Source organism: Streptomyces sp. a15 (assembly GCF_059026085.1).
In genome coordinates this window covers 1-25516 of record NZ_JBWLKM010000082.1, presented here as the reverse complement: position 1 = coordinate 25516, position 25516 = coordinate 1, and the positions used below count along the sequence as shown (strand labels likewise).

The following is a 25516-nucleotide window of genomic DNA, read 5'->3' as shown; positions in this document are numbered from 1 at the left end:
TCCGGGACTCAACGCTCACAAGGGTGTGATCAGAGGTTGGCGAGCGTGCCGGTGAGCGGGCCGGTGTTCAGCGGCAGGGAGCCGAGGACCGAGTCGACCGCACCGGAAACCGGGACGATGCCGTCCACCAGGTCGGTGGCGTGGCCCACAGCGTTCACGGACAGACCGCCGGAGACGTTGTCGAGCTCGGCGTCGGAGATCTCGACGGTCGCAACCTGGGGGGTGGAGTTCATGATGGAACTTCCCTTCATATGGGTATTCACAAGGGGGGAGCGGCCCCCTCTGGGGGACAGACGGACGGCCGCGACCGCAGGCGCCGGGCACCCGTTTCCGGAAAGCCCTTGGCGGCCCCTGCGGTGCGATGGATCAAAGCACGCAGCGGGTCCGGGCTTCCAATCAACCACCTGTCCCACCAGGGCATTTGTGCCTCATGAGTACCCGACGGTGCAGGATTGCGCACTGCTTGGTGGCGACTTCTTCACACCTGGCACGCCGATGTGCCAGTACGGGCCCTTGCCCTCGCCGCCGCGAATCCGACACTCCGCGCCAATGACGTGAGGGGCACCTCGACTTGTGCAGATCCTTCGCGCGCGGTGACCTCGTTGGGCATTCGATGTGCAGATTCCCTGGAGCAAGGATTCGACCCGGTGTTCGCGACAGACCGTTGCTGACCGATAGCTGAACGTGTCAGCCCAGTAGTGCGTAGACCGTGCTCGCCCGTGCCGCGATCTGTCCGGACCGCTCGTCGGTCAGCGTGATGTCGGCGAACGCCATCCGGCGGCCCAGCTTGGTGAGGACCGCTTCGATCAGGACATCCGAACCGGTCACCGCCCGCTGGAAGGACGTGGACTGCTGCACCGTCGTCATCGGCCCGTAGGCGCCCCGGGCGGCCGACACCGCGATCACGGTGGCCGTGTCGGCGGCGGCCATCAGGGCCTGCCCCGACAACCCGCCGCCCTCCCGGGAGAGGCGGTCCGACCAGGGAAGTCGCAGTGTCGCGCGGTCGTCGCCCAACGCCTCGACCCGCAGACCCAGTTCGAGGACCCAAGGGGCGAAGTTGTCGGCGAGGATCTTGTCGGCTTCGGCGGTGGTCATCGTCATATGGGGGATTGTTCCCCGCGCCGGGCCGTCGGGTGCGGTCGTGGCCGATTCGGTGTTTCACGCGGGGCGCACGGAAACGGAATTGAACGCGCCGTGAGCCCCGTGCGTACCCACTGCCATCCAGGCGCCCTTAACAACTGCCGCACACCGGCAGCAGACTCCGGTCCCTCAGGAGGTCGAGAAGTTTGAGTCACAAGCGAATTCCGAAGCGCAAGGCCGCGTTGGCGGCGGGCAGTGTGGTGGCGCTCGGAGCGGCCGCGATCCTCTTGCCGAACGCCAACGCCTCCCAGGACGGCTCCTCGGACGACACCGCCGCCGCGCCCAGAACCCTCAAGGCGGCGGACGCCTCGGATCTCGCCTCGCAACTCGCCGGACTGCTCGGTGACGCCTTCGCCGGTTCGTACTACGACGCCGACCAGCAGCAGCTCGTCGTCAACGTCATATCCGGCGACAACAACAACGTGATCGTCCAGGCGAAGAAGGCGGGCGTCGCCGTCCGCGAGGTCGACAACAGCATCCGCGAACTCGAGGCCGGCGCCCAGACCCTCAAGTCCGAGGCGACCATCCCGGGCACCGCGTGGGCCGTGGACCCCAGGACCAACAAGATCCTGGTCACCGCCGACAGCACGGTCACCGGCGCCAAGTGGGACACCGTGGAGTCGACCGTCGAGAGCCTCGGCTCCGGCATGGCCACCATCAAGAAGTCGGCCGGCACCTTCAAGACGTTCCTCTCCGGCGGTGACGCCATCTTCGGCGGCGGCGCACGCTGCTCGGCGGGCTTCAACGTCACCGCGGGCGACGGCAGCCCCGCCTTCCTGACCGCCGGTCACTGCGGGGTCGCGGAGGCCGCCTGGTCCGACGCCCAGGACGGCGAGCCGATCGCCACCGTCGACCAGGCCACCTTCCCCGGCGACGGCGACTTCGCCCTCGTCAAGTACGACGACCCGGCGACCGTGGCGCCCAGCGAGGTCGACCTCGGTGACCAGACCGTCCAGATCTCCCAGGCCGCGGACGCCGAGGTAGGCCTCGAGGTGTTCCGGATGGGCAGCACCACCGGGCTGAGCGACGGCCAGGTGCTCGGACTCGACGCCACCGTCAACTACCCGGAGGGCACCGTCACCGGGCTCATCCAGACCGACGTCTGCGCCGAGCCCGGGGACAGCGGCGGCTCCCTGTTCACCCAGGACGGTCTCGCGATCGGCCTGACCTCGGGCGGCAGCGGCGACTGCACGGTCGGCGGCGAGACCTTCTTCCAGCCGGTCACCACCGCACTGGCGGCGGTCGGCGCGACGCTCGGCGCGGGTGACGCGGCGGGCGGCGAGGAGGCCGGAGCGGGCGAAGAAGCCGGAGCCGGTGAAGAAGCCGGAGCCGGTGAAGAAGCCGGAGCGGGCGAAGAAGCCGGGGCCGGCGAAGAAGCCGGAGCGGGCGAGGAGGCCGGCGCCGGTCAGGAAGTCGGCGGCGAAGAGGCCGGCGGCGAAGCGGTCGGCGGTGAGGAAGCCGGTACCGGTGACGACACCGGCACAGGCGTCGAGGACGGCTCCGGCCTGACCGAGACCAACTGAGCCACGCGTCGGGAGCGGTTCGCCCCCACTGAGCCGCTCCCGACGCGCGACGACACGGACCGGTCCGGCCCTCCGGCGGGAGGGCCGGACCGGTCCGTCCCGCGTCAGCCCTCCGCCCGCGCCCTCAGCAGCAGCAGCGCCACGTCGTCGCTCCGCTCCCGCGGGGCCGCGCTGTGGCGGACGAGTTCGTCGGCCAGCTCGTCCAGGGGCCGGTCCCCGGCCTCGGCCAGCCGCCGGCCCAGCGCGGCGAGCGCGTCCTCGATGTCGACGCCGGGCGACTCGATCAGCCCGTCGGTGTAGAGGACGAGCACACTGCCGGGAGCCAGGTCCACCTCCGTGGTCGGATACACCGCCGCGCCGTCGATGCCCAGCAGCGGCCCGCCTGCCAGGTCCAGCACCCGCACCCGCCCGTCGGGGCGGCGCAGCAACGGCGGCGGATGTCCCGCCCGGGCCATCACGGCCCGCCCCCGCTCCGGATCGAGCCGCAGGTACAGACAGCTGGCGAAGAGATCCGAACCGAGGTCGATCAGCAGTCGGTTGGTGCTGCGCATGACCTCCTCGGGAGCCTGGCCCACGGTCGTGTACGCGCGTACGGCGGTACGGATCTGCCCCATCAGCCCGGCAGCGGTGACGTTGTGGCCCTGCACGTCCCCGATCACCGCCGCCGCCGGCCCCTGCCCCCGCACCAGGTCGTAGAAGTCGCCGCCGATGTCCATGCCCCGGGTGGCCGGAAGGTAGCGCGCCGCCGCGTCGATACCGGGCAGCCGCGGCAGCGAGTGCGGCAGCAGGGCCTGCTGCAGACCGTGCGCCAACTGGTGCTTGACGTCGTAGAGCACGGCCCGCTCCAGCGCCTGCGCGATCAGCCCGCCCAGGCTCGTCAGCACCGCCCGCTCGTCCGCGGGGAAGGGGTGCGGCTCGGCGTAGGCGAGCACACACGTGCCCACCGGGCGGCCGGAGGCGATCAGCGGCAGATACGCCCAGGACGCGAAGCCGTCCGGCGTCGCGTGCCGCGCCGGATACAGCCGCTCCAGCTCCTGCCGGGAGTCGAAGAACGCGGGCACCCCGCTGGTCAGGACATGCGTTCCGGGCGTCTGTTCGGTCAGCGGCAGCCCGTCGAAGCGTTCCACGAGGTGCGGGTCCTCATATCCGCGGTGCCCCAGCACATGCAGGCGGCCGGCCCGGGAACCGAGGACTACCAGCGCCTGGCTGCCCACGGCCGGGGCGATCTCGTCCGCGACCAGCTGCACCACGTCCTGCACGCTCACCGCCTCGGTGAGCGCCCCGGCCAGGCTCAGCACCTGGGAGATGGTCACCAGCCGGGACGGGGCGTCACCGGGCCGCGGCCCCGACCGTCTCATCTCCGCCACCGCCCGCGCCCGGCTGATGCGCACGCTCAGCCCGGTCGTGCTCGGATACAGGCGGAACGACAGCCAGTCGTCCGGCGGGCGCAGCGCCACGAACGACGTGGTGTGCTGGCTGAGCAGCGCGGCCCGGTAGCGGTCCTCGTACGCCGGGTCGTTGAGCCAGGGAACCGACGCCCACAGCGTGGATCCCAGCAACTGGCTCACCGGCACGCCCATCAGCTCGGCGGCGGCCGTGTTGGCGAAGGAGACCAGCCCGTGCAGATCGAGCGAGCACAGCCCGTACGGCAGCCGCGCCACCATCCGCGCCGCCTCCACCGTGCCGAGCGTGCCGGCCGCACCGCCCACCGTCGGCGCGGCCACCAGATCGGGTTCGGAGTGCAGCGGGACGCTGTCCTCCACGGCCCGCTCCAGCCGTACCGCCAGCCGGTCGCAGGCCGCGGTCAGATGGTCCCGCTCCCGGTCGGACAGCTCCGGCGGATGCGAACCGGGCCAGGTCACGAAGACCGCGCCGTACTGGGTGGTCCTGGTGGCGACGGGCACCGCGGCCAGCGCGAAGGGATAGGGCAGCACGACCGCGATCCGCGGATAGAGGCGCGCCATGTCCTCCTCGCCGCCCACCCAGACCAGCCGCCGCTCGCGCACCGCCTCGGCCACCGGGATCGGCGCGCTCACCCCCACCCGCTCCCACGGCGCCGCGAACGCCCGGGGCAGCCCCGCCATCACCGCCATCTCCAGCACCGACGCGTCGTCCGTCAGCAGATACACAGCCCCGGAGTGTGCGTGGACCTCGTCCATCATCGCCGCCAGCGCCAGCGACAGGAGGGGCCGGCCGACGCGGGTCCTCGCGGTCACCGGCTGCGCGGACGTCTGCCCGTCGGACACGCCGACCACCTCCTCGCCCGGCCGAGCGACGGGTCCCAGGGCTCAAATCTGCCCCCTGGAGGCTCATCCCGCACGGCGAGCGGTACCCGGACACACCGGCGCCGGCTCGCGTACGGCACAGGAATGCCCGCGGCACGGTGAAACCGCCCGGGTACCCCGTCCGCCCCCGCCCATGCCCCCACCGTCGATGCGCGAGGCTGCGTACGAGCGCCGCGCGTGCGCCCCCGCTCCTCGTGGCCGAGCGCGGAACAGTCCGTGGCCCCATCGAACGCTCACAGGGGCTGCGCAGGTGCCCCATAAGCGTTGTAATGGCGGACGTGGTCAGTGAGGGCGCGGCGGGACGCGGAACGAGAACGCTGCGCGCCGAAATCGCCCTCGCCTCGCTCATGGACGACCAGGACTCACCCGAACGGCTCCGTCGCGTCCTCGAACAGGCGCTCGTCTTCGCGCGTGCGACCTTCGCCGCCGTATACACGCCGGGCGAGGGCGGTGACCAGCTCTGCCTGGTCGAGTCGGCCGGCGTGCCCAGGAGGCTGTACGGGCTGCGCGACACCTACGCCCGCTCCGGCCGCTCCCCGGTGGCCGACGCCCTGCGCGACGCACGGCCCGTGTGGCTCGGCCCCGAGGAGCTCGCGGCCTGCGCCGAGTCCCGGCGGGCACCCGCGCGGGAGTTCCATCTGGCGGCCCTGCCCAGGCACGGTGACGCCCGCGGGGCCTGTCTGCTCGCGGTCAGCGAGGACCCGGCCGGCTTCGACACCGACGGCCGCAAGTGCCTCGAACTGATCGCCGACGCCGGCGCCGTCGACGTACCCGCCCCGGGCGAGCGAACCGAGGGCGGCGAGCTGTCCGCGGGCGCCTTCAGCCTCGCCATGGACACCGGCCGCGTCGAGGTCGGCGGCGAGATCCTGGAGCTGTTCGGGATCGGCCCCGACGAGTTCGACGGCAAGGTCGAGACCCTGCTCGGCCTGACCGTGCCGGAGGACCTCCCCTCGCTGATGTCCGTGGTGGAGGCCGACCACATGTCCATCGGCGAGCGCGAACTCGAGTTCCGGGTCCTGCAGCCCACCGGACCACCCAGATGGCTCAGGCTGCGCGGCCACCTCCTGCCCGGCGGCGACGGCCGCCCGGCACGGCTCGTGGGCACCGTCGCCGACGCCTCCACACTGCGCTCCGACGTCACCGACGTGGCCCGCGTCCAGCGCCTGGCCGCCGCCCTCGCCATCGCGGGCACCGTCCGCGACGTCGGCCAGGCCGTCGTCTCCGCCCTGCGCGGGCCGCTGCGGGCCGACCGGATCGCCCTCGCCGAGCTGGAGGGCGACCGGCTCGTCGTCACCGTCCTCGACCCGCCCGAACCGGAGTTCTGGCCCGAGCTGTGGCGCACCGAGTGGCGCTCCGAATGGCCCGACGCGCCCGTCCGCTCCATGCCCACCCTCGCCGCCGCCCTGCGCGAGGGCCGCGCCCAGATCTGGCCCGCCGGCACCGCCCTGGAGCCCGCCCTCGCCGAGGTCGGCCCCGGCGGCCTCGCCGTGCTGCCGCTGCCCGGAGTGGGCCGGATGGCGGGCGCCTGTCTCATCGGCTGGGACACCCCGCACGACTTCGGCACCGACGAACGCGCCCTGCTGACCGCCTCCGCGGGCCTCGCCGGGCAGGCCCTGATGCGCGCCCACGCCTTCGACGCCGAGCACGAACTCGTCGGCATGCTCCAGCGCCAGCTGCTGCCACGCCGCCTGCCCAAACTGCCCGGCGCGGTCGCCGTCGCCCGCTACCTGCCGAGCACGGCCGGCCTCGAACTCGGCGGCGACTGGTACGACGTGATCCCGCTGCCCGACAACCACGTCGCCCTCGTCATCGGCGACGTCCAGGGCCACAGCGCGGGCGCCGCCACCCTCATGGGCCAGATGCGCACCGCCCTGCGCGCCTACGCCGTCGAGGGGCACCCCCCGGACGTGGTCGTCTCGCACGCCAACCGCCTCCTCATGGACATGGAGACCGACCTCTTCGCCACCTGCGCCTACGTCGACGTCGACCTGGAGGAGGGCTCCGCCTGGTACGTGCGCGCCGGACACCTCCCGCCGGTGCTGCGCCACCCGGACGGCGGCACCGAGATCCCCGAGGCGGACAGCGGCCCGCCGCTCGGCGTGGTGCGGCAGGCCGACTTCCCGATGAGCCCGCTGAGGCTGCCACCCGGCACGGTCCTCGCCCTGACCACGGACGGCCTGGTCGAGTCCCACGACGCCGACATCGACGAGGGCATGGACCGCTTCGCCCACGAACTGGCCGTCTTGGACCCCGCCCACCTCGGACTCGTCGCCGACGCCCTGCTCGGCAACGCCCGCCGCAGCGACGACGTCGCCCTGCTCCTGCTGCGCTACGACGGCATGGCCGTGCGCCCGCAGCGCGAGAGCTGGACCGTGTGGCGCGTCCCCCAGGCAGTCGGGCAGGCCCGCCGCTTCACCCGCCGCACCCTGCGCAGCTGGGGCGTGCCGGCCGACGCCATGGACGCCGTCCTGCTCGTCGTCTCCGAGCTCGTCACCAACGCCCTCGTCCACACCGACGGCAGGGTCCGCCTGGACCTCATGCGCATCAACCACCGGCTGCGCGTCGCCGTCGCCGACTCCTCCGCGCGCACCCCCGTCAAGCCGACCAGCATCGGCTGGGAGGCCACCGGCGGCCGCGGCATCCTCCTTGTCGAGGCCATGTCGACGACGTGGGGGACCGTGCCCGTCAGTGGCGGCAAGCAGGTGTGGAGCGAGATCCCGCTGGAGGGCTGACGACGGCCCGCTCACCTGGGTACCCGGGGCAGGGAACCCCGAGCAGAGAGGCATGCCATGACCCAGCACGTCAGCGACATCATGACCAGCGCTCCGGTCACCGTGGAACCGCAGACCTCGGTGACGGCGGTGGCCCGGATCATGCGCGACCAGGACCTGGGAGCCGTCATCGTCACGGACGGCGACGAACTGCGCGGCCTGGTCACCGACCGCGACCTGGTGGTCCGCTCGCTCGCCGAGGGCGGCGACCCCGAGCAGACCACCGTCGCCGGCGCCTGCAGCGACGACCTGGTCACCCTGACCCCCGAGGACGACGTGGACCACGCCGTCGAGCTCATGCGTGAGCACGCCGTACGCCGCCTCCCGGTCGTCGAGGGCGGCCGCCCCGTCGGCATCGTCGCCCTGGCCGACCTGGCGATGGAACGCGACCCCGATTCGGCCCTGGGCGACATCAGTGCGGCCCGCCCCAACACCTGAGGACGACAGCACGCACGCAAGTGCGAACCGGTGCCCCGCAAGGGGGGCACCGGTTTGCTCGTACGGCCGCAGGGGACTCGGTGGCACAGCACGGAAGGACGGAGCGCCCCGGCCCCGCGGGAGGGTGAGGGCAGGACCGGACGCAGAAAGAAGATGAAACGCCGTGAGTGCGCAGACCAGTGAGAAACCCGTTGCCCGTAGGCCCGAGACCGGCTGGTCGAGGGCCCGCCGCCTGCGCGGCGAGCGCATCCTGCGAACCTGCCTGCCCGCGTTGGCGGACGAAAGCACCCAGCGCGTGGCGCAGCCGGGAGCCGAGGGGAACATCTTCAGGGGCGAGGACTGACCGCTGTGCGGTGGCCGTAACGCGGGCGCCACGCGCTCGCCATGGTCCGTTCGGCCGGGCTATGGTGACGCAGATGAAGGCTCTCGTGTTGTCCGGCGGCGCCGGTACACGGTTGAGGCCGATCACACATACGTCGGCCAAACAGCTGGTGCCCGTTGCTAACAAAGCTGTCCTCTTCTACGGCCTGGAATCGATCGCCGCGGCCGGTATCACCGACGTCGGAGTGGTCGTCGGCGACACCGCCGCCGAGATCGAGGAAGCGGTCGGCGACGGCTCGAAGTTCGGGCTGGACATCACCTACATCCCCCAGGAAAGACCCCTCGGCCTCGCCCACGCGGTGCTGATCGCACAGGACTACCTGGGTGACGACGACTTCGTGATGTACCTGGGCGACAACTTCATCGTCGGCGGCATCACCGACCTCGTCGACGAGTTCCGCGCGCACCGCCCCGACGCCCAGATCCTGCTCACCCGCGTCCCCGACCCCCGCTCCTTCGGCGTCGCCGAACTCGACCCGCAGGGCCGGGTGATGAGCCTGGAGGAGAAGCCGGAACACCCCAGGAGCGATCTCGCCCTGGTCGGGGTGTACCTGTTCACTCCCGCCATCCATCAGGCGGTGCGCGCCATCGAGCCGTCCTGGCGCGGCGAGTTGGAGATCACCCACGCCCTCCAGCACCTCATCGACGTCCACGCCGACGTACGTTCCACCGTCATCCAGGGCTACTGGAAGGACACCGGGAACGTCGAGGACATGCTGGAGGTCAACCGCAGGGTCCTGGAGACCATGGACCCCCGCATCGACGGCGAGGTGGACGACAAGTCCGAGACCATCGGGCGAGTCGTGGTGGAGGAGGGGGCGCGCGTCGTGCGGTCACGCGTCGTCGGCCCCGTCGTCGTCGGCGCCGGAAGCCTGGTCAGCGACTCCTACGTCGGACCCTTCACCTCCATCGCGGAGAACTGCCGTGTCACCGACAGCGAGGTGGAGTTCTCCATCGTGCTGCGGGACTCCTCGATCGACGGTGTCGGCCGGGTCGAGTCCTCGCTCATCGGCCGCCACGTCGAGGTGACCCCGGCACCCAGCGTGCCCAGCGCCCACCGTCTCGTCCTCGGAGACCACAGCAAGGTGCAGATCCACTCATGAAACTCCTCGTCACCGGTGCCGCCGGGTTCATCGGCTCCACCTACGTGCGCACGCTGCTCGCGGGCGACGCGCCCGAAGCGGCCGACGCACCCCGTGTCACCGTGCTGGACAAGCTCACCTACGCCGGCACCCTCGACAACCTCGAACTCGACCATCCCCGCCTGGAGTTCGTCCAGGGCGACATCCGCGACGCGGAACTCGTCGACAAGCTGATGGCCGACGCCGACCAGGTCGTCCACTTCGCCGCCGAGTCGCACGTCGACCGCTCGATCACCGGCGCGGACGACTTCGTCCTCACCAACGTGGTCGGCACTCAGACCCTGTTGGACGCGGCCCTGCGGCACGACGCGGCACCCTTCGTACATATTTCCACCGACGAGGTCTACGGCTCCGTGGAGACCGGCGCGGCAACGGAGGAGGACCTGCTGCGGCCCAGCTCCCCGTACTCCGCCTCGAAGGCGTCCTCCGACCTGCTCGCCCTCGCCTACCACCACACCCACGGCCTGGACGTTCGCGTCACCCGCTGCTCCAACAACTACGGCCCGCACCAGTTCCCGGAGAAGGTCGTCCCGCTGTTCATCACCAACCTCCTCGACGGGAAGAAAGTCCCGCTGTACGGCGAGGGCCGCAACGTCCGCGACTGGCTGCACGTCGAGGACCACTGCCAGGGCGTCGACCTCGTGCGCACCAAGGGCCGCGCGGGCGAGGTCTACAACATCGGCGGCGGCACCGAACTGAGCAACACGGAGCTGACCGGCCTGCTGCTGGAGGCCTGCGGGGCCGACCGGGACCGCGTCGACCGGGTCGCCGACCGCAAGGGCCACGACCTGCGTTACGCCGTCGACTGGTCCAAGGCCCGCACCGAACTCGGCTACCACCCCCGGCACGACTTCACGGCCGGCCTCGCGGCCACCGTCGCCTGGTACCGGGACAACCGCGCCTGGTGGGAGCCGCTGAAACGGCGAGCCGCACTCCAGGGCGCGTCATGAGCCGGCCGCTCACCGGCGCGGGCGGCATACCCCACCCCACCGACTCCGGCGAGGCCACCTGGTACGACCCGGCCCGTGAGGCGTTCCGCCTCCTCGGCGCCGACCCCGACCGGGTGCGCCCCGTCGGCAGCGAGGCCCCCGGGCCCGCACCCCGCATCACCCTGCACAACGCCCTTCCCCGGATCCGCAAGGAGTCCCCTGCGTGAAACGCCATGAGTTCCTGCGGGAGCTGCACAAGGTCAGCGCCAACCGCAACTACCTCGAAATCGGGGTCAACGACGGCCGCAGTCTCGCCCTGTCCCGCGTCCCCAGCATCGCGATCGACCCCGCGTTCAAGGTGGTCACCGAGATCCGGTGCGACGTCCACCTGGTGAAGGCCACCAGCGACGACTTCTTCGCCCGGGACAACCCGCTCGGCCACCTCAAGGGCGGCCGTCACCCGGTGCGCAACCTGCGCCGGGGCCGCAGTCCGATCGGCTACTGGCGGCGCACCACCCTCGACCTGTCGTTCATCGACGGCATGCACCTGTTCGAGTTCGCGCTGCGCGACTTCATGAACGTGGAGAAGCACTCCGACTGGTCGAGCGTGATCGTCCTCGACGACATGCTGCCCCGCAACATCGACGAGGCCGCCCGCGACCGGCACACCGGCGCCTGGACGGGCGACGTCTACAAGGTCGCCGAGATCCTCGGCCGCTACCGCCCCGACCTGGTCACCGTCTTCGTCGACACCCAGCCCACCGGTCAGCTCGTCGTGTTCGGCGCCGACCCGGACAACACGGTGCTGCACGACAAGTACGACGAGATCATGGCCGAGTTCGACGTGCCGGACCCGCAGAAGGTCCCCGAGGCGATCCTGGAACGCGTCCGGGCGGTGCCGCCGAAGGACCTGCTGCAGGCGCCCTTCTGGGGCCCGCTGGCCAAGGCCCGCAACCTCGGCGTCGGCCGCTCCCGCGGCTGGGAGCCGCTGCGCACGGCCCTGGAGAAGGTCGCCGTCAGCCGCTGATGCCCGGGCCGCGCAGGCCCTCGTAGAAGGCGGAGCAGGTCCGGTACGACAGTCAACGGTCCGGACCGCTCCGCCTCCGCGAGCGACCCCCTCCTGGCGATGCCCGTTGCGGGAGGACGAAGACCGAGGGCCCCAACTCCCGGGAATCTTCGGTCTTCAGTGTTCGTGCGCTCTCAGGCCCTTCAGGCCCTGACCCGGGAGGCGGCCTTCCTGCACGCGCCGTGCCCCGCGCGACGGTCGCTGTACGGCGATGGGACCGTGCGGGCGCAGGCCCGGACCGCTCCGCTTCCGAGGGTGGCCCCGTCCCGGCGGTGCTCGTTGCGGGAGGACGAAGACCGAGGGCCCCGACTTCCGGGAGCCCTCGGTCTTCAGTGTTCGTGCGCTCTCAGGCCCTCCAGGCCCTGACCCGGGAAGCGGCTTTCCTGCGGACCCGCCCCAGCACGCGCCGTGCCCCGCGCGACAGCCGCTGTACGGCACTGGGACCGGGCGGGCGTACCACCTGTACTCCGCCTCCGCCCACGCGCAGGGCCGGCGGGAGTGCCAGGAAGCGCGGCTCGGCGTCGGCGGGCGGGGCCGGGCACAGTGCGATCCGCCAGAGCCCGCGCTCGAGGTCGGCGACGGGTAGTGCGGCCTCCAGCAGCGCCCCGGAGCCGTCCGGGGACGGCGACAGCGTGCCGGGGACCTCGTGGCGGGCCGGGCCGGTGAGCCGCAGCAGCACATCGGTGTCGCCGGGCAGGTGCAGCGGCAGGGGCGCGCGCAGCCGGTCGCGGGTGACGGTGACGTCTTCGGCGGACACGCCCCCGAGCCCCAGCCGCTTGTCCGCGTTGTCGACGGCCAGGGCCAGGTTGGCGTGCGGGTCGGTCCAGTACGGCAGCACGACCCGGCCGGCCACCACACCGGCGGACGCGGCCGTCCGGTCCTTGCGAGGGACCGGACGGACCGGACCCAGGCGGCAGTCCTTGGTCCATCCGCCCAGCTTCACCCGGAGGAAGAAGTCCCACAGCCCGGCGCCCGCCGGGACGCCGTCGGCCGCGGTGGCGGGGTCGACGACGGCCGAGTTGCGCAGCACCAGCCGCACGCGCTCGCCCTCCTCGACCGGGACGATCTCCCGGGTGACCTCGCCCGGCTGGAAGTACTGTGCGGAGGTGGCGCGTTCCCGCAGCAGCAGGTCCGCCGTGGCCGTGTGGAAACGGGCGACGCTGTCGGCCGCCACCCGGGCGATCGCGTCGGCGACGTCCCGGGGCGGATCGGCAGACGGGGTACCGGCCGGGTCGGACGGAAACGTCATCGGTTCACCGCCGACCGTGTATTCGACGGCGAAGTCGACGCGCAGCGTCCCGTCCTCCCACCGCACGCCCCCCGGCTCGGCCCTGAGGGCGACGGAGGCCTCCCACTCGGCGAACGCCACCACGTCGTCGTACCGGTCGGCGGCGATCAGCGCGGCGACGATCCGCTGCGTCGGCTGGAGCCCCGCCACGACGCCAGGGCCGAAGCGCTCGACGACGACTTTGTGGATCTCGTCGAACAGCTCCCTGCGGTAGTCGACGGGCAGCTTGAGCAGTCGTCGGCCGCGCATGCGCTCGACCATCTCGTTGCGCAGCCAGCGCCGCAGGAGCCGGTCGCGCAGCGGCCCCGGCTCGGTGTACTCCTCGACGACGTCGAGGGCCTCGCGGAGGTTCTTGAAGTACCCGCCGGGATCGAAGCGCTGGAACCCGGCGTTGGACGCGTCGTCCCGTCTGACGTGGTAGTAGCAGACGTAGTCACTGAGCACGGAAACGTTACTCGCGCGCAAATACGCTTCTGTGACGAACACATGGTCCTCGAGGCGCCGCCTGCCCTCCGGGAACCTCAGTCCGATGTCGTCGAGGAACTTCCGGCGGAACATCTTGTGCGGGGTGAGGCTGTCGATCAGGGGGGCGTTCTCGACGGTGGCGCGCGGATGGTTGCGGCGGAACAACTCCACCGGAACCCCCCGGCCCTTGCCGGCCATCTTGCCGACGACGACGTCGGCGTCGTTGGCCACCCCGTAGTCGTACATCCGTTCAAGGGCTTCGTCGCCGAGGTAGTCGTCGTTGTCGACGAACATCACATAATCGCCCTCGGCTGCGGCGATGCCCACGTTGCGGGGCTTGCCGGACCAGCCGGAGTTCTCCTGGTGGACGACCGTCACCCGGGGGTGCTCGGCGGCCACCGCGTCGAGCCGGGCGGGCGTGCCGTCGGTGGAACCGTCGTCGACGAACAGCACCTCGTACTCGTCGGGAGGCAGTGACTGTCTCAGCAACGAGGCGATGCAGTCCTCGATGTAGGCCCCGGGGTTGTAGACGGGAACGATGACGCTGACCTTCACCGGCATCGGGCTCCAGGCCCCCTCAGTTCGCTTGCCGTGGGTGTCGCTGGTACGCGTTGGCAGATGCTAACGCCACTGAGCCCTTTGTCCATCTCCGGCCCACCGTCGAGGACGCGTGGCGTGTCCCGGTGGCGGGGTCGCGGCGGGCCTGCGGATCCCGTCGCCGTCGCGCGGGTAACCTGGCGCGGTGCGCCTGCTGTTGATGTCCGACACCCACCTCCCACGGCGGGCCAGGGAGCTTCCCGCGCCGCTGCTCGCCGAACTCCCGCGCGCCGACGTCGTGTTCCACGCCGGGGACTGGGTCGACACGGCCACCCTCGACCTGCTGGAGGCCCGCAGCGCCCGGCTCGTCGCCGTGTACGGCAACAACGACGGACCTCAGCTGCGCGCCCGGCTCCCCGAGGTGGCGTACGCCGAACTCGGCGGCCTGCGCTTCGCCGTCGTCCACGAGACGGGCGCCGCCCAGGGCCGTGAGGCACGCTGCGCCGCCCGCTTTCCCGACACCGACGTCCTGGTCTTCGGGCACAGCCACATCCCCTGGGACACCACCGCCCCCACGGGTCTGCGCCTGCTCAACCCCGGCTCGCCGACCGACCGCCGCCGTCAGCCGCACTGCACCTACATGACCGCCACGGTGGCCGACGGCCGCCTCATGGACGTACATCTGCACCGCCTGCCCCCGCGGTAAGGAACCGGGCATCCATTCCGTCATCCGTCGTGCGGCGCCTACCCCTGGGCGGCGGCTCCACACCGCCAATTCGTTGGACATCCGCGCCCTCGCCCCGCTGGACTGGACGGCGTGCTGATCGACGCCACCCTCGTACGCCGTCTGCTCGCCGCCCAGTTCCCGCGGTGGGCGGGTCTTCCCGTGTCCCCGGTTCGGCAGTCCGGCATGGACAACGCCACCTTCCGGCTCGGCACCGGCCTGTCCGTACGGCTGCCGCGCTACGCCCACTGGGCGGGCCAGGTGGAGCGCGAACACCGTTGGCTGCCGCACCTCGCCCCGCACCTGCCCCTGCCCGTCTCCGAGCCGGTGGCGGTGGGCGAACCGGGCGAGGACTACCCGTACCCGTGGTCGGTGTACCGGTGGATCGAGGGGGACACGGCGACGACCGAGGGACTGGTCGATCCCGTCGGAACCGCACGTGACCTCGCCGCTTTCATCAAGGCTCTGCGGTCGATCGATGCCACCGGCGGTCCCGGGCCCGAACCGAGCAACGCCTTCCGTGGGGTACCGATGGGCGACGCATCGGATTCTCTGGCCGCGGATTCACTCGTACGGGGCAGGATCGACGCCCTGGAGAAAACACGCCTGGTTGACACGGACGCGGTGACGGAGGTCTGGGAGGCCGCCCTCGCGGCCCCTGCCTGGGACCGGCCGCCGGTGTGGATCCACGGCGACCTCGACGCGGGCAACCTGCTGACCGTGGAGGGCAGGCTCAGCGCGGTCATCGACTTCGGGACGCTGGCCGTGGCCGACCCGGCGGTGGACCTGCTGCCCGCCTGGAAGGTCCTGCCGGGCCCGGCGCGAGACGCCTTCCGGGAGGCGGTCGACCTCGACGACGCCACCTGGGCACGGGGCCGCGGCTGAGCCGTCGCGGGCTCGCTGCCGGTGCCGGACGACCCGTTCTTCCAGGCGGACCCCGCCCGGGTGACGGCCGCCCTGCGTCACCTCGACGCGGTCGTCGAGGACCACCGCCGACACGGCTCCTGACGGCTCAGGCCCGCCCCCACCGCCGTATCCGCACGACGGCGAGCACCACGACGGCTGCGGCGGCCACCACGACGGCTGCGGCGGCCACCACGACGGCCGCCCGCTCGGCGACGGGGACGCCGGCCGTGCGGCCCAGGTCGAGAGGCCGTTCGCCGGGCTCCCGCACGGTCCCCGCCGGTTCACTCGGCCGTTCCGACAGGCACCCGGTGAACTGGCCCACCAGCCGGTTGCCGACCCCCGTGGGCACGCTCCGCCCGAACTGCGCCGGTCACGGTCTTGCCGTCGTAGGGCCATGCTCATGACTCGTTCGGATGGATCGCCCCCGCCGTCGCCGTCAGCGGGGCGCCGCTGCCGCCCCAGCGCAGGGCGACGATCTCCGCGGCGACGGACACGGCCACCTCCTCGGGCGTACGGGCGCCCAGGTCGAGGCCCACGGGGGAGCGCAGCCGGGACAGCTCGCCCGGGGTGAGGCCGGCCTCCGTCAGCCGTCGCATCCGGTCGTCGTGGGTGCGGCGGCTGCCCATCGCCCCGATGTACGCGGCCGGCCGGCGCAGCGCCTCCTCCAGCAGTGGCACGTCGAACTTCGGGTCGTGGGTGAGGACGCAGATCACCGTGCGGTCGTCGGTGTCGGTGTCCCGCAGGTAGCGGTGCGGCCAGTCCACGACCACCTCGACGCCCTCGGGGAAGCGCTTCGGCGTGGCGAAGACCGGGCGGGCGTCGCACACCGTGACCCGGTATCCGAGGAAGTCGCCGATGCGGGCGACCGACGCGGCGTAGTCGATCGCGCCGAAGACCAGCATGCGCGGCGGGGGCGCGAAGGAGTGCAGGAAGACGGTGACCGCGTCCTCACGGCGTTCGCCGTGCGGGCCGTAGTGTCTGAGTCCCGTGGCGCCCAGGGCGAGTTCGCCGCGCGCGTCGGCCGTGATCGCCACGTCCAGGCCCGGCGTACCGAGCGTGCCGGCGACCCGGTCGGGCCACACCGCGAGGGTGGCTCCGCGTGGCGCCGGCCCGTCGGTCACCGTGGCCACGGTCACCGGGCGGCCGGCGGTGACCGACTCGGCGACCGCGCCGAAGGACGGATCCGACTCCGGGGTGACGGGCCGGACCAGCAGCGTGATCTCGCCGCCGCAGGTGAGCCCGACCGCGAAGGCGTCCGCGTCGCTGTACCCGAAGGTCTCCAGGCGGGCCTCCCCGCTCGCCACCACCTCCTGGGCGAGTTCGAAGACGGCCCCTTCCACACAGCCGCCGGACACACTGCCCACGACCTCGTCGCCGGGACCCACGGCCATGGCCGCACCGGGATCGCGGGGCGCGCTGCGGCTGACCGCCACCACCGTGGCCAGGCCGAAGGGAGCGCGGGCCGCGTACCAGCCGCTCAGCGCCGGGAGAATGTCACGCACGATCCGCTCCTTCCACGCAAGCCGCGTCGGCTCCTCTCACCCTGTCACCCGGGTGAGCCGGGCGCTGATCGAGAACCTCCCGGACGCCACTGGTTGAGCGTTAATCCGTTGCGGCCGCGGCCCCGGACCTGCTGCACTTCAGGTGACCTTGTCACGCGTCACCGCACGAGCCAGGAGCACCCATGCGCGCACCGTTCATGTCCGCCCCGGAAGGAATGACCTCCTCTTCAAAGGACATGACGCTTCGTGCACCTGCTCAACCTCGGAATCCTCGCGCACGTCGACGCGGGTAAGACCAGCCTGACCGAGCGGCTGCTGCACTCGGTCGGGGTGATCGACGAGATCGGCCGTGTCGACGACGGGAACACGCAGACCGACACCCTCGCGCTGGAGCGCCGGCGCGGCATCACCATCAAGTCCGCCGTCGTCTCCTTCGCGATCGACGACGTGACCGTCAACCTCATCGACACCCCCGGCCACCCCGACTTCATCGCCGAGGTGGAGCGGGTGCTCGGCGTCCTCGACGGCGCCGTGCTCGTCGTCTCGGCCGTCGAGGGCGTCCAGGCGCAGACGCGGGTGCTGATGCGGACCCTGCAGCGCCTGCGCATCCCCACGCTCGTCTTCGTCAACAAGATCGACCGGCGGGGCGCCGATCACCAGGGCGTGCTGCGGGCGATCTCCGAACGGCTCACGCCCTCCGCCGTACCGATGGGCACCGCCGGCGGACGCGGCACCCCGGGCGCCCGCTTCGTCCCGGGCCTCGGCCCGGCCGCGCTCGACGTCCTCGCCGACCACGACGACGACCTGCTGTCCGCCTATGTGGAGGGCACCGTCTCCGACGCCCGGCTGCGTGCCGCCCTCGTCGACGGGACGCGGCAGGCCCTGGTCCACCCGGTGTACTTCGGCTCCGCCGTCACGGGCGCGGGTGTGGACGAACTGATCGAGGGCATCAAGGAGTTGCTGCCCGCGGCCGACGGCGACCCGGACGGCCCGCTGTCCGGCACCGTCTTCAAGGTCGAACGGGGTCCGGCGGGGGAGAAGGTCGCCTACGCGCGGATGTTCTCCGGAACCCTGCGCACCCGCGACCGGATCCCCTTCGGCGACGCCCGCGAGGACGCCAGGATCACCGCGATCAGCGTCTTCGAGCACGGCACCGACGTCCGCCGGGACACCGTTCCCGCGGGCCGGATCGCCAAGCTCCGGGGACTTGCCGACATCAGGATCGGCGACTCCCTCGGCGAACCCCGCAAGGCCTACGGTCACGTCTTCGCCCCGCCGACCCTCGAAACCGTCGTCGTCCCCGGCCCGGGCACCGACGGCAGAGCCCTCCACCTAGCGCTCACTCGACTCGCCGAGCAGGACCCGCTGATCGGCCTGCGGCACGACGAGGTACGGCGGGAGACCTCCGTGTCCCTGTACGGCGAGGTGCAGAAGGAGGTCATCCAGGCCACCCTCGCCGACGAGTTCGGACTCGACGTCACCTTCCGGGAGACCACGCCCCTGTGCGTCGAGCGGCCGGCCGGCACCGGGGCGGCGGCCGAGTTCATCAAGAAGGACGCCAACCCCTTCCTCGCGACTGTCGGTCTGCGCGTCGACCCGGCGTCGCCGGGCACGGGGGTCGGATTCCGCCTCGAGGTGGAGCTCGGCTCCATGCCGTACGCCTTCTTCAAGGCCGTCGAGGACACCGTGCGCGACACCCTCGGCCAGGGTCTGCACGGCTGGCAGGTCACCGACTGCACGGTCACGATGACCCACTGCGGCTACTGGCCCCGGCAGAGCCACTCCCACCAGGGCTTCGACAAGAGCATGTCGAGCACCGGGGCCGACTTCCGCGGACTGACCCCGCTGGTCCTCGTCGAGGCGCTCAGGCGGGCGGGCACCCAGGTGCACGAGCCGATGCACCGCTTCCGCGTCGAGGCCCCGGCGGACACGCTCGGCGCCCTGCTGCCGGTGCTGGCCGCCCTGCGGGCCGTACCGCAGACCACCGAGACGCGCGGCGACACCTGCGTACTGGAGGGTGTCGTTCCGGCTGACCGGGTACATGAACTGGAGCAGCGGCTTCCGGGCCTCACCCGGGGCGAGGGAGAACTGGAGAGCGCCTTCGAGCACTATGCGCCCGTCACCCACGGCACGTTGCCGTGCAGGCCACGCACGGACAGCAACCCGCTGAACCGCAAGGAGTACCTGCTGAACGTGACGCGCCGGGTCGGCGGGTGAGGCCTCGGCCGCCGAGGCGGCCGCCAAAGTAGAAACTTACTCAGCAGTCAGAACTGTTGACGTTGTCACGAAATCACCGGACTGTAATGGACATGCCGAATATACGCGCGCGTCTGCTCGTTGTTCTGGTGGTCCTCTCCGGATTCCTGACGGCGACGGGTGTCAGACCCGCCACCGCCGAAGCCCTGCCCGACTCCCTCTGGTTCGACGACACCCCCCTCACCGTGCAGGACGGCCGCTTCACCGACGGCCTCGGCCGCGAGGTCGTCCTGCGCGGCTACAACGTCTCCGGAGAGACCAAACTGGCCGAGAACAACGGCCTGCCCTTCGCCTCCGTCGCCGACGCGAGGAAGTCCGCGACCGCGCTGCGCGCCCTCGGCGGCGGCAACTCGGTCCGCTTCCTGCTCTCCTGGGCCTACGCCGAACCCGTGCGCGGCCAGGTCAGCACGGCCTACCTGGCCGCCGCCACCGACCAGATGCGCGCCTTCCTGGACGCCGGGATCCGCGTCTACCCCGACTTCCACCAGGACCTGTACTCCCGCCACCTCTTCGACCCCGACAGCTGGTACACGGGCGACGGCGCCCCCAAGTGGGCCGTGGACGCCGGGAACTACCCGGACGAGAACTGCGGGATCTGCCTGTTCTGGGGCCAGAACATCACCCAGAACGAGGCCGTGAAGCAGGCGTCGTACGACTTCTGGCACAACGCGTACGGACTCCAGGACGCGTTCCTCACCACCGCCCAGAAGACGATGACGTACGTCAAACAGCACGTCAGCGCCGCCCAGTTCGCGGGCCTCGTCGGATTCGACCCCTACAACGAGCCGCACGCCGGCGTGTACGACTCCGGGCAGTCCAGCCGCGCCTGGGAGCGCGACGTGCTGTGGCCGTTCTACGAGAAGTTCCGCGCCCGCATGGACACGGCCGGCTGGCAGGACAAGCCCGCCTTCGTCGAGCCGAACCTGTTCTGGAACGCCAACATCAGCTTCCAGAAGCAGGAGGGCGGACTCCTCGACTCCGGCACGCTCGGCCCGGACTACGTGTTCAACACCCACTTCTACGACCAGAAGGCCATCTCCGGGATCTTCATGCCGGGCAAGGCCGGGGACGGTCAGTACTCGACCGACTTCGGCACCGTCCGTGACCGGGCCGCGGCCACGGACACCGCCGCAATCATCAGCGAGTTCGGCCACCCCTTGGCCGGCAGCGTCTCCGACAAGGCCCCGACGGTCCTCAAGGCGATGTACCAGGCGCTCGACTCCCGCCTCCCCGGGTCGGGTTGGTGGTCGAACCCGTCGGCGTCCGGCCCGGTCCTCTCCGGCTCGCAGTGGCAGTGGGACATCTACAACGGACGTCATCGCGAGCTGATGAACGGCAACCCCGACAAGGTGCTCACCACCGGCGACGCCTGGAACGACGAGGACCTGTCGGCCGTACGCCTGAACGACTCGGGGACGGCCGTGCTGCGCCAGGACGCCCGGCTCCTCGACCGCCTCTACCCGAGCGCCACGGCGGGCACGACCGTCGCCTTCACCTACGAGGACCGCTCTCGCGACGGCTCCACGACCCTGACGTGGAACCCGGTACCGAGCTCGCTCCCGAACGTCTCCCGGCTGGTGGGATCCGGACAGTACGGACTGCTGCTGTGGCGCTCCGACGGCACGACCGCGCCCACCGAACTGCACCTGCCGGCGACCTTCCCGACCGCGACCACCACGGTCGTCTCCGACCTGGGCACGTCCTACGCCCCGCCGGCCTACACCCGGACGACCCCGATCGCGGCGGCCCCCGAACCGGGCGGCACGGGCAGCCGCCGCCTCCTGCTCACCGCACCCGACAACGGCGTTCTGCACTACGCGCTGGTGACCAACGGGACGACCTCGCCCCCGGCGGACCTGCTCGCCGCGGCCCGGTCCGAGCTGTCGGCGTGGGCGGCACAGCGAGTCCGCTGACCGCGCTTGACCCTCCCCTTACGTCAGGGTTCAGGCTGGACCTCGACGAAAGGGCAGGTGAATGAGCTACTCCGTGAGGCAGGTCGCGTCCTTCGCCGGAGTGACGGTGCGCACGCTGCACCACTACGACAAGGCCGGCCTGCTCACGCCGAGCGCACGCAGCCGGGCCGGATACCGCCTCTACGACGAGGCGGATCTGGCCCGGCTGCAGCAGATCCTCTTCTACCGCGAACTCGGCTTCTCCCTCGACGAGATCGCCGCCATCCTCAAGGATCCGCAGGCCAACGCCCTGGACCAGCTGCGGGCCAGGCAACGGCAGCTGAGCGAGGAGATCGCCCGGCTCCAGCGGCTCGCCGAAGTCGCCGAGCGGGCCATCGAGGTCCAGCAGACCGGCGTGTCCCTGACCCCGCGGGAACGCTTCGAGGTGTTCGGCGAGATCACCTTCGACCTCAGCTACGCCACCGAGGCCCAGCTCAAATGGGCCGACACCGAGGGACAGCGCGAGTCGATGGCGCGTGCGGCCGCGCACAGCAAGGAGGACTGGCGGCAGCTCATGGGCGAGGCCGCCGCCTGGCGCGTACGGCTGCTGGCGGCCTTCGACGCGGGGGAGCCGGCCGACGGCGAGCGGGCCAGGGACCTGGCCGAGGAACACCGGCAGCACATCACCCGCTGGTTCACCACCTGCCCACCGGACATGCACCGGCGCATCGCGGACGACTTCGTCGCCGACCCGCGCGCCTTCGCCCTGGTCGTCCCGCCCTCGCAGCAACGGCCGGGCCTCGCCGCGTACCTGGGCAAGGCCGTCCATGCCAACGCGTCCCGTCGTGACAGCGACCGTACCGACTCCCCGGAGACGAGATGAGAATCCTGATCGCCGCCGCCGGCTCGCGCGGTGACATCGCGCCCTACACAGGGCTCGGCGCCGAACTGCGCCGGGCCGGGCACGAGGTCGCGCTCGCCACGACGGACGCTTTCGCTCCCCTTGTACGGGAGGCCGGACTGGAGTTCCGCGGCCTTCCCGCCCGTGCCGGGTCCGAGGGGGGCGGCGCGCCGAACCAGCGTGAACTCATGCGGACCGCGGCCGCGTTCGTCACCGAACTCGGACAGGGATTCGCGGACGCGGTGGACCGGGGCACGGACCTGCTGCTCCTGTCGACCACCACGGCTCCGCTCGGCTGGCACCTGGCCGAGGCCACCGGCACACCGGTCGTCGGCGCCTACCTTCAGCCCACCGCACCGACCGGCGACTTCCCGCCCGTGGTCATGGGCGCCCGCTCGCTGGGCCGGCCGGGCAACCGGATGGCCGGCCGCTTCGCCCTGCGCATGGCCGACCGCGTCTACGCCCGGGCGGTCACCGAGCTGCGCCGCCGTCTGGACCTCCCGCCGCTCGCGCCGCACGCGATGCGCCGACGCCAGGAGCGGGCCGACTGGCCCGTGCTGCACGGTTTCAGCACGGCGCTCGTGCCGCGTCCGTCCGACTGGCGGCCGGGTCTCGACGTCGTCGGCACGTGGTGGCCGTACGTCGACGCGGACCGCCGGCTTCCCGCGGACCTGGAGGACTTCCTCGCCGCCGGACCCAGGCCGGTGTTCATCGGGTTCGGCAGCATGGCGGGCGGTCATGGTGAGCGGCTGAGCGAGATCGCCGTACGGGCGCTGCGGGCGGCCGGACTGCGCGGGATCCTCCAGACGGGCAGCGCCGGGCTCGGGGCCGAGGGGGACGACCTGCTGACCGTCGGGGACGTACCGCACGCCCTGCTGTTCCCGCGGGTCGCAGCCGTCGTGCACCACGCCGGGGCGGGCACCGCGGCGGCCGGGCTGCGGGCCGGGGTGCCCGCGGTGCCCGTGCCGGTGACGGCGGACCAGCCGTTCTGGGCGGCCCGGCTGGCCGCGATCGGCGCCGCCACCGCCCCGATCCCCTTCACATCCCTCAGCGCCGAACGGCTCGCCGACGCCCTCGGCCTGGTCGTGCGGCGGCAGACCTACGCGCGCGCCGCCTCGGTCGCCGCGCGGCACCTGGCGACCGAGGACGGGGCGGGGCAGGCCGTCAAGGCCCTTGAGCGGCTGACGGGTTGAGCCTCAGGAGGCCGTGCCCGTCCAGCCCGCGGTCACGTGGCCGAGGCGAACGCGCTGCGGGTGGTCGCCCACCGGTACGGACACCGTCTTCTTGCCGGTGGCGAAGTCGATGGCCGTGACCTGGTCGGCGCCGCTCTCCGAGACGACGCAGCTCTTGCCGTCGCCGCTGACGGTCGCCCAGTAGGGCTTGGCGACGGGCACGAGCGGGCCCTCCTGGAGCGTGGCGCGGTCCACGACGGTCGCGTAGTCGTCCATCGTGCCCGCCACGCACAGCTTGGAGCCGTCCGGCTTCATCGAAATGCCGTGGTGGCGCGAGTCGTTGACGAAGGTGGTGCGGTCGTCGCTGGTGGCCGGGTTCTTCGGCAGGGTCTTCGTCCGGGTGATCTTGTCGGTGGCGATGTCGTACTCGAAGAACCCGTTGAAGAACGACACCTGGAAGTACAGCTTGGACTCGTCCGGCGAGAAGACGGCGGGCCGCACCGCGTCGGAGTAGTCCTTGAGGCCGATGGCGTCCAGCCGCTGCCGCATGTCGATGACCTTGACCTGCTTGTACGTGGTCGCGTCGACGACGGTGATGAGCCGGTTGCCCTTCGTCCAGTCCAGCCACGGCGCGTCGGTCGCGGTGTTCACGTCGCCGATGGACATGTTCCAGATGTACTTGCCGTCGTTGCTGAAGATGTTCTCGTGCGGCTTGTCGCCGGTGGCGAAGGAACCGAGCTGCTGGCCGGTGACGATGTCCAGCACGTGCACGGTGTTCCCGGTCGACGCCGACACCGCGACCCGCTTGCCGTCGGGGGAGACCGCCATGTGGTCCGAACGGTAACCCGACACGGGGAAACGCCAGTTGATGCTCCCGGTCGCCAGGTCGATCGAGACGACATCGGCGAAGCTCGGCCGCGAGACCACCACCGACCTGCCGTCCGGCGTGGAGTACATGTCGTCGACGAACTGGTCGTGGCCCTCGCCGACGCTGTTGCGGATGGTCATGAAGGCGATCCACCGGATCGGATCGGCGTTGATCTCCGCCATCCGCTGGTCCTTGTCGGGAATCACGTTGATCCGGCCGACCTTCGCGAAGTCCCCGGACGACTTGATGACGTCGGCGGTGCCCTCCCAGTTGTTGCCCACGAACATCACCTCGCGCAGGGCCGCGGCGGAGGAGTCCGGGGCGGCGCCTGCGACGGTCGCGGGGGCGGTGACGGCAAGGACCAGGGCGGCGGCCATGGAGCAAAGGTGCCTGGGTCTGAAAGCAGGCATGAGTGCTCTCTCCTCTGGGGTGGGCGGGTGCCGGGGGCGGCGACGAATCTGAACACGGGTGCATTCAGAGTTGACTTACTCGAAAGTAAGGAGGGGGTGGCCTTCTCGGCAAGACCGCGTACACGACAAACTTGGTGTTCCACGACGGGCGAGGCAGTGAGGAGGGCACGGTGGCGGGCAGGCTCAAGGCGCCGAGCGGCCGTTATGGCGGCAAATCGGCCGAGGAACGGCAGGCCGAGCGGCGCCGCCGTTTCCTGGACGCCGCACTCCAGCTCTTCGGCGACGTCCCCGGATACCGCGGCACCACCGTCGCCGCGCTCAGCGAGGCCGCCGGGCTCTCCACGCGCCAGTTCTACGAGGAGTTCCGCACCCTCGAGGACGTCCTGGCCGCGCTGCACCTCCAGGTCAACGACTGGGCCGAGGAGGCTGTCCTCGCCGCGGTGCCCGGCGCGCACCACCTGCCCCTCGCGGAACGCGCCGCCGCCATCTTCCGCGCGTACGCCGCGAACGTCACCGCCGACCCGCGCCGCGTCCGCATCACCTTCGTCGAGATCATCGGCGTCAGTCCCCGCATGGAGGAGCAGCGCCTGGCCCGCCGCGCCCGCTGGGTCGACCTCGTGTGCGCGGAGGCGGAGGCGTTCGTCGCCCGGGGGGAGGCGGCACCCCGTGACTACCGGCTCGCCGCGACGGCGTTCATCGGCAGCGTCAACGGCCTGCTGCACGACTGGAACGCGGGGTGGGTGGAGGCCACGCTGGACGAGGTGGTCGACGAACTGGTCCGGCAACTGCTGGGGATTCTGCAGCCGCCGGGGTGGGTGCCGGGCGGCTCCTTGCACCAGCCCGCCTAGGGGGTGTTTCGAAAGTCCTGTGCGGTGCCCGCGGTGTCCGGTGCGTGCTCTCGGTGTGCCGGACGAAAGGCC

22 protein-coding genes are annotated in these 25516 nt (G+C 71.7%); 15 read left to right on the top strand and 7 right to left on the bottom strand.

Features of this window, described 5'->3' with window-relative positions; all coding sequences use genetic code 11:
* Window positions 1–29 precede the first annotated feature (29 nt).
* Together AC5P09_RS42625 and AC5P09_RS42620 are read right to left on the bottom strand one after the other, a co-directional pair.
* Window positions 30–233, bottom strand: a complete 204-nt coding sequence (locus tag AC5P09_RS42625) for a type A2 lantipeptide (protein WP_493879072.1) — start codon at window positions 231–233, stop codon at window positions 30–32.
* Window positions 234–687: 454 nt separating this feature from the next.
* The gene (locus AC5P09_RS42620; RefSeq protein WP_266451192.1) at window positions 688–1101 is read right to left on the bottom strand and encodes a PaaI family thioesterase; all 414 of its coding nucleotides are present in this window, start codon (window positions 1099–1101) and stop codon (window positions 688–690) included.
* A 185-nt stretch (window positions 1102–1286) separates the two neighbouring features.
* On the opposite strand from AC5P09_RS42620, the gene AC5P09_RS42615 reads away from it, so the two are divergent.
* Window positions 1287–2663 carry a S1 family peptidase gene (locus tag AC5P09_RS42615; protein WP_493879071.1) on the top strand — a complete coding sequence of 459 codons (1377 nt, stop codon included), beginning with the start codon at window positions 1287–1289 and terminating at the stop codon, window positions 2661–2663.
* 104 nt (window positions 2664–2767) lie between these two features.
* Here the strand turns inward: AC5P09_RS42615 and AC5P09_RS42610 are convergent, their stop codons facing one another.
* A complete protein-coding gene (locus tag AC5P09_RS42610) occupies window positions 2768–4918 on the bottom strand; it encodes a SpoIIE family protein phosphatase (RefSeq protein WP_493879070.1) in 2151 nt (716 codons plus the stop codon).
* Window positions 4919–5217: 299 nt separating this feature from the next.
* Here AC5P09_RS42610 and AC5P09_RS42605 point away from each other — a divergent pair, with 299 nt between their 5' ends.
* From AC5P09_RS42605 to AC5P09_RS42575, 7 genes are all read left to right on the top strand, one after another.
* Complete coding sequence (locus AC5P09_RS42605) at window positions 5218–7680, top strand: SpoIIE family protein phosphatase (protein ID WP_493879069.1); 2463 nt, start codon at window positions 5218–5220, stop codon at window positions 7678–7680.
* A 57-nt stretch (window positions 7681–7737) separates the two neighbouring features.
* Window positions 7738–8157 carry a CBS domain-containing protein gene (locus tag AC5P09_RS42600; protein WP_493879068.1) on the top strand — a complete coding sequence of 140 codons (420 nt, stop codon included), beginning with the start codon at window positions 7738–7740 and terminating at the stop codon, window positions 8155–8157.
* Window positions 8158–8320: 163 nt separating this feature from the next.
* Window positions 8321–8500: a hypothetical protein gene (locus AC5P09_RS42595; protein WP_266451202.1), complete on the top strand. Its 180-nt coding sequence runs from the start codon at window positions 8321–8323 to the stop codon at window positions 8498–8500.
* A 73-nt stretch (window positions 8501–8573) separates the two neighbouring features.
* Complete coding sequence (locus AC5P09_RS42590) at window positions 8574–9641, top strand: glucose-1-phosphate thymidylyltransferase (protein WP_493879067.1); 1068 nt, start codon at window positions 8574–8576, stop codon at window positions 9639–9641.
* The gene (gene rfbB / locus AC5P09_RS42585; RefSeq protein WP_493879066.1) at window positions 9638–10630 is read left to right on the top strand and encodes a dTDP-glucose 4,6-dehydratase; all 993 of its coding nucleotides are present in this window, start codon (window positions 9638–9640) and stop codon (window positions 10628–10630) included. Before AC5P09_RS42590 ends, rfbB begins: the two co-directional genes overlap by 4 nt.
* The gene (locus AC5P09_RS42580; protein WP_493879065.1) at window positions 10627–10836 is read left to right on the top strand and encodes a hypothetical protein; all 210 of its coding nucleotides are present in this window, start codon (window positions 10627–10629) and stop codon (window positions 10834–10836) included. The genes rfbB and AC5P09_RS42580 overlap by 4 nt, the downstream gene beginning before the upstream one ends.
* On the top strand, window positions 10833–11636 hold the full coding sequence (locus AC5P09_RS42575) for a class I SAM-dependent methyltransferase (RefSeq protein WP_493879064.1): 804 nt from the start codon (window positions 10833–10835) through the stop codon (window positions 11634–11636). Before AC5P09_RS42580 ends, AC5P09_RS42575 begins: the two co-directional genes overlap by 4 nt.
* A gap of 385 nt (window positions 11637–12021) precedes the next feature.
* Here AC5P09_RS42575 and AC5P09_RS42570 read toward each other — a convergent pair whose 3' ends face one another.
* Entirely contained in the window at window positions 12022–13989 is a 1968-nt protein-coding gene (locus AC5P09_RS42570) for a glycosyltransferase family 2 protein (protein WP_493879063.1), read from the bottom strand.
* A gap of 181 nt (window positions 13990–14170) precedes the next feature.
* On the opposite strand from AC5P09_RS42570, the gene AC5P09_RS42565 reads away from it, so the two are divergent.
* Together AC5P09_RS42565 and AC5P09_RS42560 are read left to right on the top strand one after the other, a co-directional pair.
* Window positions 14171–14671, top strand: coding sequence for a metallophosphoesterase family protein (locus AC5P09_RS42565; RefSeq protein ID WP_493879062.1), 501 nt, complete (start codon window positions 14171–14173; stop codon window positions 14669–14671).
* Between the two features lie 111 nt (window positions 14672–14782).
* A complete protein-coding gene (locus AC5P09_RS42560) occupies window positions 14783–15574 on the top strand; it encodes an aminoglycoside phosphotransferase family protein (protein ID WP_493879061.1) in 792 nt (263 codons plus the stop codon).
* Between the two features lie 127 nt (window positions 15575–15701).
* Here AC5P09_RS42560 and AC5P09_RS42555 read toward each other — a convergent pair whose 3' ends face one another.
* Complete coding sequence (locus tag AC5P09_RS42555) at window positions 15702–15944, bottom strand: hypothetical protein (protein ID WP_493879060.1); 243 nt, start codon at window positions 15942–15944, stop codon at window positions 15702–15704.
* A 49-nt stretch (window positions 15945–15993) separates the two neighbouring features.
* Window positions 15994–17097, bottom strand: a complete 1104-nt coding sequence (locus tag AC5P09_RS42550; RefSeq protein ID WP_493879059.1) for an XdhC family protein — start codon at window positions 17095–17097, stop codon at window positions 15994–15996.
* A 246-nt stretch (window positions 17098–17343) separates the two neighbouring features.
* On the opposite strand from AC5P09_RS42550, the gene AC5P09_RS42545 reads away from it, so the two are divergent.
* The 4 genes from AC5P09_RS42545 to AC5P09_RS42530 all read left to right on the top strand — a co-directional run bounded on the left by AC5P09_RS42545 (window position 17344) and on the right by AC5P09_RS42530 (window position 23339).
* Window positions 17344–19314 (top strand): GTP-binding protein, encoded by a 1971-nt coding sequence (locus AC5P09_RS42545; RefSeq protein ID WP_493879058.1) that lies wholly within the window; start codon window positions 17344–17346, stop codon window positions 19312–19314.
* Window positions 19315–19400: 86 nt separating this feature from the next.
* Window positions 19401–21266 carry an endoglycosylceramidase gene (locus tag AC5P09_RS42540; RefSeq protein ID WP_493879057.1) on the top strand — a complete coding sequence of 622 codons (1866 nt, stop codon included), beginning with the start codon at window positions 19401–19403 and terminating at the stop codon, window positions 21264–21266.
* Between the two features lie 61 nt (window positions 21267–21327).
* Window positions 21328–22128 (top strand): MerR family transcriptional regulator, encoded by an 801-nt coding sequence (locus AC5P09_RS42535; protein WP_493879056.1) that lies wholly within the window; start codon window positions 21328–21330, stop codon window positions 22126–22128.
* On the top strand, window positions 22125–23339 hold the full coding sequence (locus tag AC5P09_RS42530; protein WP_493879055.1) for a glycosyltransferase: 1215 nt from the start codon (window positions 22125–22127) through the stop codon (window positions 23337–23339). The genes AC5P09_RS42535 and AC5P09_RS42530 overlap by 4 nt, the downstream gene beginning before the upstream one ends.
* Window positions 23340–23342: 3 nt before the next feature.
* Here the strand turns inward: AC5P09_RS42530 and AC5P09_RS42525 are convergent, their stop codons facing one another.
* The gene (locus AC5P09_RS42525; RefSeq protein WP_493879054.1) at window positions 23343–24596 is read right to left on the bottom strand and encodes a YncE family protein; all 1254 of its coding nucleotides are present in this window, start codon (window positions 24594–24596) and stop codon (window positions 23343–23345) included.
* Window positions 24597–24766: 170 nt separating this feature from the next.
* Here AC5P09_RS42525 and AC5P09_RS42520 point away from each other — a divergent pair, with 170 nt between their 5' ends.
* On the top strand, window positions 24767–25444 hold the full coding sequence (locus tag AC5P09_RS42520; RefSeq protein WP_493879053.1) for a TetR/AcrR family transcriptional regulator: 678 nt from the start codon (window positions 24767–24769) through the stop codon (window positions 25442–25444).
* Window positions 25445–25516: the final 72 nt, after the last annotated feature.